Here is a 235-nt window from a genome sequence, read left to right as displayed (position 1 = left end):
CAGCAGCATACGCCGCGCCCAGGAGATGCGCCGGCTGGTGCTGGAGAACCGGCGCCTGCGGGCCGCCGCGCGGGACGCGGAAGAGGATTGGCCGTTGATGGGCCAGTCGCCGGCCATGGAGCGCCTGCGGGCCACGCTGCGGCAGCTCGCCCAGGCCGAGGTGGACGTACTCCTGGAAGGCGAGACCGGCGTGGGCAAGGAGCTCGCCGCCCGCGCCCTGCACAGCTGGAGCCGG

At 74.9% G+C, this 235-nt stretch carries 1 protein-coding gene; it reads left to right on the top strand.

The genetic code is table 11. The features are described from left to right. Positions 1-235, top strand: a 235-nt coding sequence (locus ACY0MJ_RS22515) for a sigma 54-interacting transcriptional regulator (RefSeq protein ID WP_462640789.1), incomplete at both ends; no start/stop codon positions are given.

This window comes from Ramlibacter sp. bp-362 (genome assembly GCF_054956735.1).
The sequence above is the reverse complement of the archived record's forward strand: the minus strand, read 5'-3'. Positions and strand labels throughout refer to the sequence as shown.